This is a genomic window from Allocoprobacillus halotolerans (assembly GCF_024399475.1).
GTDB lineage: Bacteria > Bacillota_I > Bacilli_A > Erysipelotrichales > Coprobacillaceae > Allocoprobacillus > Allocoprobacillus halotolerans.
Genome location: NZ_CP101620.1, coordinates 2,039,777 through 2,053,182, shown reverse-complemented (window position 1 = coordinate 2,053,182; position 13,406 = coordinate 2,039,777). Strand labels below are relative to the sequence as shown.

The window sequence follows — 13,406 nt, the reverse complement described above, 5'->3', positions numbered from 1 at the left end:
ATCCTCACTTTTATATTAATCTTCTTCACTAAATAAATTTTCAATTACTTTTGTCAATTTTCCTTTTTTCTTTGTATCTGAATTATAAGCCGTTTTTGTCTTTGTTAACCCCTTAAAACGAATACTCATTGTATTCGAAATATCAGGTAAAACAAGAGATGAATCCATTTGACCAAAAATCTTCAAACGATCATTCAGATAATACATCATACCAAGACAAGAAACAAATGACATATCACGTGCGCCTATCGTATCAGGGCGATACGTTCTTACCGCACTATTCAATACCTGTGTTGCAACCTCATCAATTGCTGGTAATTCTCCACCACCACCGACAATCACAGTTTCATAACTTCTTCCATCATTAATGACCTCTATTTTCGTTTTAATGATTTCCATAATTTCTTTAACACCATCAGTTAAAACCTGAGCTAAATCTTTTTGAGTAAAATGTTTTTCTACATCATTTTGACTCGTCGTATGTATGACATCTTCATCTCCAATACGAAGATCACATGTTCCATATTTCACTTTATATAACTCTGCTTTATCCATTGGAATCTGCCATGATGTCGCAATTTTTCTTGTTAAATCATAACCCCCAACATGCGCTTGAGCAATATATTTCAAATAGCCATCTTCAAAGAAAGCCACAGTTGAACTGCGATAACCAATATCAATCAAAATCGCACCTTCTTGAAGATAGACTGCATCAAACGCCTCTTTGGCACAAGCATAAGCATTAATTGTAATATCCAAAACTTCCACTCCGGCTTTTTCAGCAGCATTAATATAACCATATAACAACTTCTTTTTGAAGTGATAATTAACGATTCTACTTTTAATGATGCCGATTTTTCACCAATTGGAATATCTTTCATTGATTTCGTATCTAAATAAAACATTGCCGGGATAACAGAAATAACTTCTTCATCCTCTTTTAAAGTAAAACGTCTGGAAAGTTTTAATGCACGAACAATGTCTTCACTTGTAATCTGATCCAAAGGAGAATTAACTTTTGTAATCCCATCACTTTGATAGATATGGGCATGAAAAGACGGTATACATAAAGCCACTTTTGAAATCATTGCCCCTAATGCTTTAGAAGCTTCATCTACAAGTTGTTTAATTTCACTTACCACAACAGGCATATTTTCAATTTGACCTTTACGAATGCCATGGCTTGTTATTTTCTTGGCAAAAAGCACATTAATATTTGCACTCACAACCTCACCCACAAGCAATTTAACCGTTGCACTTCCTATATCTAATACAGCATAGATATTCTTCATATACGATTCTCCTTCAAAAATACTTCTTTATTATTGTAGCATAATTTTAGCCATAAGAAAATATATAAATGATGAAAAAAGAGTCATCATGACAAAAAAATAATGCATTTTCAAAATGCATTATTTACAATCTTTCATATAAACATGATTTCCTTCAAAGCTAAATTCACATTTATCCTTATATACTTCTTTATTCGCTTCATAATCATATCTATTATTTAACTGATCAGCCATATCTTCAATACGCAAATATAAAATTTTACCATCATCCATAAGAAATTTTAAACGTGTTTCATCCGCTTTTTGAGGATCATATAAAATATCACTTGTTTGACTTTTTACAATCTCAGGAATTTTAACATATTCCTTAGCAAATTCTTTCAATAAATCTAAATCTTTAAAATTTGTAATACGTGGTGTTGCTTGCAATGACGCAATAAGATTTTTATCAGTTGTTTCACTAACATTTCCTAATTCATCAATCACATATGTGGTTTTATCAATCACACAATAAGCAACTTTTTGAGCTTCTTCAATTTCGATATAGACGTGACCAAGCACAGATTTAGTGACCTTAACTTTCTTGATAAATGGCATTTTTGCCACCTCATCTTCTATATGACCTGTATTGACCAAGAAAATAATATCACCTTTATGTACAGAAATCGTTTCTAATATTTCTTCTTTAGAAATTTCCTGTTGTCCTTCTATCTCAATTGTTTGGATACGCGAAAAATCACTCACAAAATATCCTACAATTAATAATAAAACAAAAAGAACAAAAACAATCTTCATTTTACGTTTTAATTTTTTTCTTTCTTTTTTTCTAAGGAGCTGTGTCTGATTTTCATCATGCTCATTAAAATAATATTGACTTTTAGCCACATGAATCACCTACTCCCAGTTAATCAAAATAACCTCTTTTTCTAATTCTACACCAAAACGATGAAACACCGTCTTTTCAACCAATAAAATCAAATCTAATATATCTCTCGCACTAGCATAACCATTATTGACAATAAAATTAGAATGCTTTGGTGACACTTGAGCACCACCTATTTCATAACCTCTTAAATCACTTTCATCAATATACTGCCAAGCTGGTTTTTCATCAGGATTCCTAAAAATACTTCCAGCACTAGCAAAATTCCATGGTTGGGTTGCCATACGTTTTTCCTTACGTTTATCTAAAACTTGCATAATATCTTTAGGATCACGTGATGTCATTGTAAAAGTTGCCTCTACGAGTACCCAGTCTTTGTGTTTTTGTAAGATAGACTGACGATAATCAAACTGCATCTGTTCACGATCTAAAGTTATCAAATCACCATTTTCATTCAATACCAAAGCCGATGTAAAAACATCACTGACACAATATTTATAGGCACCAGCATTCATATAAACACCGCCACCAATTGTTCCTGGAATACCTCCCATAAATTCAAAACCAGATAATCCAACTTTGGCTGATTCATAAGCCAAATAAATCATACTGACACCAGCTTGAGCGCGTATTTCAACACCATTAAAATGAACTTTATTTAATTTTTTCAAAGAAAAGATAACACCTTCATATTCTTTATCAGAGAATAATAAATCAGAACCTTTTCCAATAATCATATGTTTAACCTGGTTTTGACGACAATATTGAACACCTCTTTTTAATGCTTCAACATCTTTAATATATACAAAGAGTCTAGCAGGTCCTCCAACTTTAAATGTTGTATGTTTATATAAAGGTTCATTTTCTAAAATTTCACCTAACTGTAAATCAACTAAATCATAAAATATATTTTCAAAATCCATGCTTATTTCCTTTCTAATGTTTTTAAGATTTCTTGATATATATCTTCACAAGCATGTGGTTTTCCTAATTGACATGCATGAGCCTTTAATGATTGTAATAACGTCTGATCTTTTAATAAATGTCTAATTTCACTTACAAAAGCATCAGCATTCAAATCTTTTTCCAAAATCATACGAGCTGCTTTGGCACGTACAAGTTCCATCGCATTATATTCTTGATGGTTTGCCACAACATAAGGACTTGGAATAATAATAGCTGCCGCCCCTAGCGCTGTAATCTCAGCTAAAGTTGTCGCTCCAGCACGTGAAACAATCACATCACAACTCGAAATCAAACTAGGCATATCATCAATATAAGGAACCAGATGAATAGAATCTTGAAGATCACCCAACTCTTTTTGCATGTCTTCATAATAATTCTTTCCAGTTACATAAATTACATCATAGTCATCATATTGCATTTGACGTAATGCTTCTTTCATAACACGATTCACTGATGATGAACCTAAACTTCCCATCACGATAACAACTGTTTGACGGCTCGCAGGAATATGGTATAAATCATGAATATTTTTCAATTCCTGATGAGCCACAACACTCGCTCTTGGATTTCCTAACAAAACAGTTTTATTGCTTGGGAATTCATTATACGCTTTTTCATAACAACATACAATCTTATTTACTTTTTTTATTAAAACTTTATTAGTTAAACCAATAATTGAATTTTGTTCATGAATCATTGTTGGTATTTTTAATTGAGAAGCCCCCATCACAATGGAAGCACTTGGATAACCACCAAATCCAATGACAATATCTGGTTGAAATTCTTTTAAAATCTGTTTTGATTTCTTTAATGATTTTATAAAAATCAAAGCATTTTTCAATTTTTGAATGGGGTTGCCAACAAGTCCTTTAACCGCCAAGCCACGATACGCATATCCTAATTGAGGTACAACCTGTGATTCTAAACGATCGGTTGTCCCCACAAACAAAAATTCAGCTTCTTTATCTTGTGTTTTTATATATTCAACAAGGGCCAAGGCAGGATATAAATGTCCACCTGTTCCCCCTGCACTTACAATAATTTTCATCTTTCATCACTCCTAGTGTTCATTATAACACATCCCGACAATATTTTGATATATTAATTAAAATTCCTATACTCATTAATGTAATAACCAAGCTGGTTCCACCATATGACATCAATGGTAAGGTTACACCGGTAACAGGAAACAATCCTACGACCACACCTAAATTAATCAATGTTTGAATTCCAATCATTGAAATAATACCAATCATTAAAAAACTACCAAACAAATCAGGAGCATTCTGGCTGACTTTTAAAACAGTTTTAAATAGACTCATATATAAACCAATCAATATCACACCACCAATAAACCCTAATTCTTCAGCAATAATAGCAAAAATAAAATCAGTTTGAGGCTCAGGTAAATAAAAATGTTTTTGAATACTTTGATCAAATCCTACACCTAGAAGTCCTCCTGGTCCAATTGCATACAAAGCCTGGATAGCTTGAAACCCACTGCCCAGAGGATCTTGAAACGGATCTAAAAATGATAGAATACGTTCCATACGATAAGGTGCTGACAATATCATGATAACAATCCCTATAACGCCAATAATTCCTAATCCCACAAAATAACGAAACGGAAACGGCGAAACAATCATCATCACAATGATACTACACGCCATAACCACACCACTTCCAAAATCAGGTTGTAACATAATCAAAAGAAAACCTAATCCCATCATTAATAAAATAGGCAAACTATATTTGATTTTTTTCATATGATAATAATTTTTTTCAGTATAAACAGCCGTAAAAATAATTATTCCAATTTTAAATAATTCACTTGGTTGTAAAGCAAAAACACCAAAATTAAACCAACTGCGACTCCGCCTCGAACAACACCTAATCCAGGTATTAAAACAAGAATCAAAAGTAAAAAACATACCATTAAAATCAATTTATAATATTTCTTATATAAATGATAGTCAATATGCGATGTCACATACATAGCAATCAAACCCAAACAAGCAAAAATCACTTGTCTTTTAATATAATAAAAAGCATCATTATATTTATAAAGTGCCCAAATATGAGAAGAACTATAAACACTCATTAATCCAAAAATAACAATAATAATTGTAAGTATGACTATCTTTTTTGTTTTCATCTTGGCACCTCCATCATTTTACTATATGAAAAAACTCAAAAAAAGAAGATACCTTATAGTACCTTCTGATAAAAATTTCATTTTTTAACTTTCAACAGATAATTGTCTTGTATATTGAAACATATGCAATCCTGCATAAAAAGCAACAACGATTTCAGTCACAACCATGGTCCACCACAACATATCTGGACGAATCAATGGCAAAATATAAATGAGAATGCCACTGACTACTAATCCTCTTGAAACAGCCACAATAAATGAAACTTTTGGCTGTAATAAAGCCTGAAAATAATAAGTTGAAAAAATATTAAATGGCAACAACAAAAATGATAAACCATAACAACGAATAATTTGTGGAGCAAGGGTAGTTATTTCAGGTGTTGGTGTCATAAAAATAGAAACCAATAACATGGGTGTCAATAATGATAATAATGTCCACAACAAACTAAAGAAAGCAACTGTCAATAAAGCATATTTTAAGACAAGTTGAATACGACTCACTTGATGTGCTCCATAATTAACAGAAATAATAGGCTGTGAGGCTTGTCCAACACTATAAGCACAACATTGTACAAAAGTTGATATATTGACAATAATTCCATATACAGATAAAGCTTCCGTTCCTAAATATTTCATAATTTGGCGATTAAAAAAGATTGTTAAAATACCCATTGCAACATCAATGAAAAATGTTGAAAAACCTGTCACTGTGATTTTTTGAAGATTTTCAAAAAAATGTTTTGGTGGTACAATTTTTAATGAATTTTCCTTTTTAACAAAATGGATCAACATAACTATTGTCGAAATCACGGCACCCATAGCGGTTGCTAAACCAGCTCCCGCAATTCCCATATCCATCACAAACACAAAAAAGTAGTCACCAAAAATATTAAAGACACCACCTAAAAGAACACCGATGGTTGCTAGAGTAGGAGCGTTATCATTGCGCAAATATGACGCTAACATTTGATTGATTAAAAAACAAGGAATGACATATTGAATTGGCTTTAAATACTCTAAACCTAATGGCAATAAGCTTTCCCGTGCTCCAAATAACATTAATAATTGCTGATCAAAAACAATAATTACTATCCATGAAATCATAGCCAACACAACTGAACCTATCAATGAAACGGTAAAGACTTCCTGAGCTTCATATGCTTTATGACCATCTTGTCCTTTGAGCGTACTAAAAATAACTGCTCCTCCAATCCCCATTAATAATCCCAAACTATAAATAATATTCCATATCGGTGCAACAACTGCCAATGCTGCAGTTCCATCTGGTCCTTGATACTGTCCAACCATCGCCATATCTACAATAGAATAAATCGAAGTAATTAGGGCACTACCAAAAGCTGCACCTAAATATTTCAAATAAATACTTTTCATATTTCCTTTGATAAAATCCATATATTCAACCTCCTTTTTGACATGAAACAAAAAACTGGATAAGTCACAAGTATTTCAACTTGTAGCCTTATCCAGTTCGCCATTTCCAATGAATGACTCACCCTCCGAGCAAGCACCACTATTCTAACATATTCTATATATTCGTCAAGTCCTTCATTAGTCACTTTAACAATAATTCAGTTTTTTAAAATATGTTTTTTTCATCATCTCATTTAATAGACATTCTTTTTGAAAATTTTGACTTGCTGATATTTCCATTTCAATATACATATACTTATTTTTTAAATTTTCTATTTTCATAGAATAAATATCAATACCACATTTTTTAAAAACAAAATGAATATCTTTTAAAGCATATTCTTCATAATAAATTTCCATATGCATACTTTGACTGTTTTGTGTTAATTTCAAAAAGAAACCTTTGTGAAATAAAATTTGAAGTCCAATTAAAAGTAAAGTTGTTGTAATTCCCATATCATACATTCCTGCCCCAATACACATACCAACTCCTGAGGTAGCCCATAAACCCGCTGCTGTCGTCAATCCTGAAACATTTCCATTTCTCACAAAAATAACACCAGCACCCAAAAAGCCAACACCACTAACAATTTGAGCAGCGATACGAGAGCCATCAATATTTCCAACATCTAAAAAACCATATTTAGAAATGAGCATCACCAACGCAGAGCCAAGTGCCAATATAGCATGTGTACGTACACCTGCACCTTTGTTTCGATTACTTCGCTCATATCCAATTAAACATCCACATAATATCGCCACAATTAATCTGATAACCCATAGACCATGTACAAATAAATCCTTAATAGTCAATGGCAAATCCATCACCACCTAACCACAATATATTTCTTTTAATTTTTCTCTCTTTCCTGAATCTAAATGATATTCCTGTAAAAAGAATTCATGATAATTTTGATATTTTTCTTTAATAGATTCAATCGTCAAATCAATAAACTCTTTTTGAACATAGAGTAAAGGTTCACATTTTTTCTGAGTTCAAAAGGTATTTGTAATTGTTCACATAGAGTGTCATTACTTTCTTTTAAATATTCATTAGATAATAAATATTCTTGAATAGCATCTTCTTCATTCATATCCAAAGCCATCATAATCAAGAACGCAGCCACTCCTGTTCTATCTTTACCAGCACTACAATGGAAATAAACACCGCCATCATTTTTTAATAACAAAACAAACAAACGATGATAAGCCGGATTATCAAATGCCATATGTTTATAACCATCTTTAATATAATCCAATAAAAAATGTAATTTATCTTCAGTCATTTTTCCTTGTAACAAGTTTCCAAAATCAAACCCTTGATGTTTGAATGACCCAATTAAGGCTCCAATACGTTCATAAACAATATTATCAAAAGAACAATCAGGCATGAGTTGTGCTTCTTGTTCATCTCGAAAATCAAGAATGTATTTTATATTCAAATCTTTTTCTATCAATTTCTTTTCTTTTTCACTTAATCCATTAAGTGGTCCACCTCTATAAATCATACGAGCTTTCATGACAAGTCCTTCATGATTAACATAACCTTTAATATCTCTGAAGTTTTTCACATTTAAATTCTTCATACTATCTATTAACCTGCCTTTTTAATTCCATAAATTGTTGTTTTGTTAATCCATGATGACCGATTGGTGTTAGTTGAATATTGTGAAAATCACTACCACCACTTTTCAAAAGATTATACTTTCGAGCAAATGATTGTGTTAAATCATAATCTTCCTCTTCCATACTAGGATGTGATATTTCAATTCCCTGCAAACCATAACTGACATACTTTTCTATTTCATCATAATTATGATATTCACATGGATGCGCAATAATCGCTATGCCACCATCTTGGCGAATCGCTTCAATACCTTCTTTAACATCAATATACCCCATTTTTGCATCTATGTCCTGAGAAGTTTCTTCCATAAATAATTCACGATATTTTTGAAGGTTATTATATTCAGGATACTTATGAACAATAGCCATAAAAAGATGCATTTTAAAGACAATGTTATAAGGAGCATACTGTTTAGCTTCTTCATATGTTATATCTAATCCCTTTTGATTTAACTTTTGAATCATTTCATGATGATAACAATCTCTACATTGCAACGTATTTTGACATAATTTTTCTACATATTGAGGATACTCATCAAGCCATAAACCAACAATATGAACTTTTTTATGAACATCGCAATCATAACAACTCATCTCTACACCACGAATTGTTTCTAAACCATACTGCTTACATACTGCTTTGACTTTTTCATAATGAAAAACAGTATCATGATCAGTAATGGCAATGGCTTGAATTCCTTGTGTCTTTGCAAAGCGGACGGTTTCTTCAATAGAATGAACACCATCACTATAAGCTGTATGAACATGTAAATCTGCCCAGACCATAATCTCACTTCCTCTTAAATAATTGTTAAAATTGGATCATTTTTATTTATTTTCTCTAATTTTGTAGGAATCACCTCCAAATAATCTTGAGAATTTGTCACCACAACCATTGTTGTAGAATCAAACCCTGCTTGTTCAATAGCTTTCATATCAAATTCCAATAGTAAAGTTCCTGCTTTGACATATTCACCTTTTTCAACATGTTGAACAAAAGGTTTTCCTTCTAACTTAACTGTATCTATTCCGACATGAATAAGTATATCAGTTCCATTATCCGTTGTCATTCCTATCGCATGTTTTGTTTCAAATGTGGCACTAATTACACCATTTGCAGGTGCATAAATTTTTCCTTCTGATGGAATAATAGCAACACCTTTTCCTAAAACTTCTTTAGAAAACATTTCATCATGAACTTCTTCTAAAGAAATAATTTTTCCTTTGACAGGACAATTGACCTGATTGAATTTATTTTCAATTTTTTGATGCTCTTCTTCAATATCATCAAAACCAATGAGTAAAGTCGTAATAAAAGTCACAACAGCAGAAATAATCATTGTAATAATAGCATTCATTAAGTTGTTTGGATTATCTCCACCAATCCACATTGGAAAATTCACAATACTTGGTGTCATAAACGCAAAAGCTTTTAATCCACAAAATCCGGCATATAAACCACCTGCAAAACATCCAATCATAACTGCATACATTGGTTTTTTTAGACGAACTGTGACACCATAAATACAAGGTTCAGTAATTCCTGCAAAGAATGCTGTAAATCCGGCTGAAAGACATGTGTTTCTAAAATCACTATTTTTGGTTTTCACGGCACAAGCAAATGCTGCAGCGCCTTGAGCCATATTCGCTGTTAGTGTCAATGTTCTTGAAAATGGATCATAACCTGATTGAGATAAAATTTGAATACCTGCAATCGCTAAAGTTGCATGCATACCTGTAGCAACCATCCATGGATAGACAATACACATAATCGCAATCGCAAACATTCCAAAAGTATTATAAACCCATAATAAAGCTTCTCCTAAATAAATAGAAATAATTCCCATTGCTGGTGCTAATACAATAAATGCAATTGGTGTCATAATAAGTAAAGTTAATAATGGTGTTAACATACCTTTCACTAATTCAGGCAAAACTTTATTTAAACCAAATTCTAATTTACTCATCACATAAACAATCAAAATAGATGGAATGAGTGTTGATGTATAAGGCATGCCATACAATGGTAAAAAGCCAAACATATCACCGATAAACTTTGGGTCAGTAGCCGAAACAATCGCATTCCAGTTTGGATGAACTAAAGCACAACCAAGTACAGCTGCCATATACATATTACATTTAAAATGTCTAGCTGCAGCAACTGCTGTAAAAACAGGTAAGAATGTAATTCCTGAATCAAACACAAAATTAAAAACATAATATGTCATTGATGATTCAGCATCTGCCCAACCCATCATAGAAACAAATAGCAAAATACATTTACCTAGTCCCGTTCCTACTAAAATAGGAATAATAGGCCCTATACACCCAATAATCGTTGAAAATATTGCATTAAAAATGCCTTTCTTTTCTTTTTCTGTACCATCATTGCCATCTTCTTGAATATCTGCCAACTGACAAACATCAAGATAAACATCATGAACATGTGTTCCAATAACAATTTGATATTGTCCTCCTTTTTTAATCAAAGAAAGCACGCCATCAATCGCTTCTATTTGTTGATCATTTGCTTTTGACTCATCTTTTAAAGCAAATCTCAAACGTGTCATACAATGCTGTAAAGATACAATGTTCTCCTTTCCTCCCACAGCTTTAATAATGTCTTTTGAAAGTTTTTCATATTTCATTTTCTTTTCCTCCATTCCTTTGAAAACTTCAAAATGTGAAGGTTTGGCCAACTTAATGTTACCATCCAATATATTTGCAAATTATTTCTTAGAAATAATTTTAGCAACATGAATCGTTAAAAATAATACTTCTTCATCATCCAATTCATAATGATAAGTCTTTTCGATATGGGCCTGTATTTGAGATGCACATAGATAAGGATCTACATATTTTTCTTTCATAATTTCTAATAAATCATTATTCAAAGATGCATCATCATCCAATTTTGTTTTATTAAAAATACGTAACCCAAAGAATTTAAGATGAGTTACAAATCGTTGATAAGACAATGAATCTTCATCCAATTCCAATTGAGAATATTTCTTTACAATGTCTACAATTTCCAAAATAAAATTTGTAATTTCGTATACATCACTAATATTTTTACCGACTTCACTACTGACAATATGTAATGCTAAAAAAGCTGCTTCATCTTCTTCCATACAAATATGATATTTTTCTTCAATCAATTTTAAAGTCAACAATCCCAATTCAAACTCCTTAGGATAAAAATGTTTAATATCAAAAAGCATATGATTCTTTAAAGGTATTCCTTCCTTATAACGTTCAATACTGGTATGAATATGATCTGTTAAACTAATATAAAGAGAGTCATCCACTTTTAGATCCTGTTTTGCTTTTTGAATAACAAAATCTGATATTTCCATATATTCAATTGGAATATCTTTCAGCATATTCATCATCTTCTTTTGATTAGGCTTCAAACACACTTCAAAAGTTTTATTAATTTTATCTACATCAATATTATCTCCTGTACGTTTACCATATGCTAAACCTTTCCCCATAACAATAATCTCTTCTTTTTGCTGATTTGTCGTCACAACAACATTATTATTTAAAATCTTTTTTATAATCATACCCATCACCTCTCTAAAATAGAAAAAACCTGCCACAGAAAAAATATCTGTAAACAGGTTTAGTGTTGCCTTATCTATGCAATGACTATCCATAAATTACAACATAATCATAGCATTATTCAATTTTCTTGTCAACGCTTTCAGATTCTTTTCATCATTAAAAATGATAAACAATTTCTTTAAAAACTCTTCCTCTTTCTTCATAGCCACTAAATTCATCAAATGAACTTGTTGAAGGTGATAGTAAAACAATATCTCCCTCATGAGCAATTTCTTTTGCTTTCATAATGGCATCTTTCATATGTTCCACAACATAAGTATGAGGACAATGCATTTCTTTTGCAAATCTCTCTTTGGCTTCACCAAAACAAATCAATGCTGAAATCTGCGATTGATATGTCGCCATTTCAGATAAATCCAATCCTTTTTCATGTCCACCCATTAACAAAATAACAGGTTGTTGGAAAGCTTTTAAAGCAATGATAGCTGCATCAGTATTGGTTGCTTTAGAATCGTTATAATATTTAACACCTTGATATTCTCTAACAAACTCAATACGATGTTCCACACCTTGAAAAGAAACTAATGATTGATGAATACTGGCAAGTGAAACACCACTTAAAGCACAGGCAATAATCGCAATCATCATATTTTGAACATTATGTTGACCAACAATTTTGATTTCATCTAAATCAATCACATGTTTTCCTTTATAATAGATAGCCTGATTTTGAATCATACAATCAGCCTCTTGAGACAATGAGAAAGTCACACGTTGAGCTTTTACAGGGTATCGTTTTAAATAATCCTGTAAAATAGGATCATCTAAATTCTCAATAAAATAATCTTGACTATCCTGATTCATATAAATGCGCGTTTTCGATGCATAATATTCATCTAACGAAGCCATATAATCTAAATGATCTGGTGTTAAATTGATAATTGTAGAAATATGAGGATGGAACTTATCAATATCCAACAATTGGAAGTTTGACATTTCCAAAACAACATCATAGCCTTCTTCATTGATTAAATCATTTTCTAAAACAAGCGAAGCATAAGGTGTTCCCACATTTCCAGCCAAACAAACTTGATGATTAGCTTGTCTTAAAATTGTATCAATTAAAGTGACTGTTGTTGTTTTTCCATTCGTTCCTGTAACCGCAATATAATTTTGCATCTTCGCAACTTGATATGCTAATTCAATCTCGGTATATACAGGAATTCCTCTTTCCTTTAATCTTAAAATAAAAGGTTTATGATAATTAATACCAGGATTCTTTACAACAAAATCAAAATTTCTTTCAAATAATTCATCGGGGTGCCCCCCAACAATCATTTCTATACCTCGACTAACATATTCATCATAACAATCAATTTTTTCTTTTTTAGCAAATTCATTAACAGTAATTGAAGCATGTAAAGCATCTAAAAGCTCAACTGCCGCCTTACCACTTTTTGCTAGTCCTAAAACTAAAACTTTTTTC

At 31.7% G+C, this 13,406-nt stretch carries 12 protein-coding genes and 2 pseudogenes; all 14 read right to left on the bottom strand.

The features are described 5' to 3' along the window. Positions 1-15 precede the first annotated feature (15 nt). On the bottom strand, positions 16-759 hold the full coding sequence (locus NMU03_RS12030) for a cell division protein FtsA (RefSeq protein ID WP_290138643.1): 744 nt from the start codon (positions 757-759) through the stop codon (positions 16-18). Further along, positions 681-1,292 carry a cell division protein FtsA gene (locus NMU03_RS12025; protein WP_290138641.1) on the bottom strand — a complete coding sequence of 204 codons (612 nt, stop codon included), beginning with the start codon at positions 1,290-1,292 and terminating at the stop codon, positions 681-683. Before NMU03_RS12025 ends, NMU03_RS12030 begins: the two co-directional genes overlap by 79 nt. A 120-nt stretch (positions 1,293-1,412) precedes the next feature. Further along, positions 1,413-2,177: a cell division protein FtsQ/DivIB gene (locus NMU03_RS12020; RefSeq protein WP_290138639.1), complete on the bottom strand. Its 765-nt coding sequence runs from the start codon at positions 2,175-2,177 to the stop codon at positions 1,413-1,415. Positions 2,178-2,186: 9 nt separating this feature from the next. After that, entirely contained in the window at positions 2,187-3,098 is a 912-nt protein-coding gene (gene murB, locus NMU03_RS12015; protein WP_290138637.1) for a UDP-N-acetylmuramate dehydrogenase, read from the bottom strand. 2 nt (positions 3,099-3,100) lie between these two features. Further along, a complete protein-coding gene (gene murG, locus NMU03_RS12010; RefSeq protein ID WP_290138635.1) occupies positions 3,101-4,189 on the bottom strand; it encodes an undecaprenyldiphospho-muramoylpentapeptide beta-N-acetylglucosaminyltransferase in 1,089 nt (362 codons plus the stop codon). A 22-nt stretch (positions 4,190-4,211) separates the two neighbouring features. Next, positions 4,212-5,296 (bottom strand): annotated as a pseudogene (gene ftsW, locus NMU03_RS12005) (putative lipid II flippase FtsW). Positions 5,297-5,380: 84 nt separating this feature from the next. Beyond that, the gene (locus NMU03_RS12000; protein ID WP_290138633.1) at positions 5,381-6,709 is read right to left on the bottom strand and encodes an MATE family efflux transporter; all 1,329 of its coding nucleotides are present in this window, start codon (positions 6,707-6,709) and stop codon (positions 5,381-5,383) included. A 165-nt stretch (positions 6,710-6,874) separates the two neighbouring features. Continuing rightward, positions 6,875-7,552, bottom strand: coding sequence for an MgtC/SapB family protein (locus NMU03_RS11995; RefSeq protein WP_435372907.1), 678 nt, complete (start codon positions 7,550-7,552; stop codon positions 6,875-6,877). Between the two features lie 6 nt (positions 7,553-7,558). Next, positions 7,559-7,672 carry a hypothetical protein gene (locus tag NMU03_RS11990; protein WP_290138629.1) on the bottom strand — a complete coding sequence of 38 codons (114 nt, stop codon included), beginning with the start codon at positions 7,670-7,672 and terminating at the stop codon, positions 7,559-7,561. Next, entirely contained in the window at positions 7,669-8,313 is a 645-nt protein-coding gene (locus tag NMU03_RS11985; protein ID WP_290138628.1) for a tyrosine-protein phosphatase, read from the bottom strand. Before NMU03_RS11985 ends, NMU03_RS11990 begins: the two co-directional genes overlap by 4 nt. A 1-nt stretch (position 8,314) precedes the next feature. After that, positions 8,315-9,139 carry a PHP domain-containing protein gene (locus NMU03_RS11980; RefSeq protein ID WP_290138626.1) on the bottom strand — a complete coding sequence of 275 codons (825 nt, stop codon included), beginning with the start codon at positions 9,137-9,139 and terminating at the stop codon, positions 8,315-8,317. 14 nt (positions 9,140-9,153) lie between these two features. Further along, a complete protein-coding gene (locus NMU03_RS11975; protein ID WP_290138624.1) occupies positions 9,154-11,001 on the bottom strand; it encodes a beta-glucoside-specific PTS transporter subunit IIABC in 1,848 nt (615 codons plus the stop codon). An 81-nt stretch (positions 11,002-11,082) separates the two neighbouring features. After that, positions 11,083-11,919 (bottom strand): BglG family transcription antiterminator LicT, encoded by an 837-nt coding sequence (gene licT / locus NMU03_RS11970; protein WP_290138622.1) that lies wholly within the window; start codon positions 11,917-11,919, stop codon positions 11,083-11,085. Positions 11,920-12,076: 157 nt separating this feature from the next. Next, a pseudogene (murD, locus tag NMU03_RS11965) lies at positions 12,077-13,405 on the bottom strand (UDP-N-acetylmuramoyl-L-alanine--D-glutamate ligase); the annotation flags it as partial. Position 13,406 lies beyond the last annotated feature (1 nt).

Coding starts and splice junctions, on each gene's coding strand:
- NMU03_RS12025 (WP_290138641.1), bottom strand. CDS start 1,292: ATGAAGAATATCTATGCTGTATTAGATATAGGAAGTGCAACGGTTAAA.
- murB (WP_290138637.1), bottom strand. CDS start 3,098: ATGGATTTTGAAAATATATTTTATGATTTAGTTGATTTACAGTTAGGT.
- murG (WP_290138635.1), bottom strand. CDS start 4,189: ATGAAAATTATTGTAAGTGCAGGGGGAACAGGTGGACATTTATATCCT.
- NMU03_RS12000 (WP_290138633.1), bottom strand. CDS start 6,709: ATGGATTTTATCAAAGGAAATATGAAAAGTATTTATTTGAAATATTTA.
- NMU03_RS11995 (WP_435372907.1), bottom strand. CDS start 7,552: ATGGATTTGCCATTGACTATTAAGGATTTATTTGTACATGGTCTATGG.
- NMU03_RS11985 (WP_290138628.1), bottom strand. CDS start 8,313: ATGAAGAATTTAAATGTGAAAAACTTCAGAGATATTAAAGGTTATGTT.
- NMU03_RS11980 (WP_290138626.1), bottom strand. CDS start 9,139: ATGGTCTGGGCAGATTTACATGTTCATACAGCTTATAGTGATGGTGTT.
- NMU03_RS11975 (WP_290138624.1), bottom strand. CDS start 11,001: ATGAAATATGAAAAACTTTCAAAAGACATTATTAAAGCTGTGGGAGGA.
- licT (WP_290138622.1), bottom strand. CDS start 11,919: ATGATTATAAAAAAGATTTTAAATAATAATGTTGTTGTGACGACAAAT.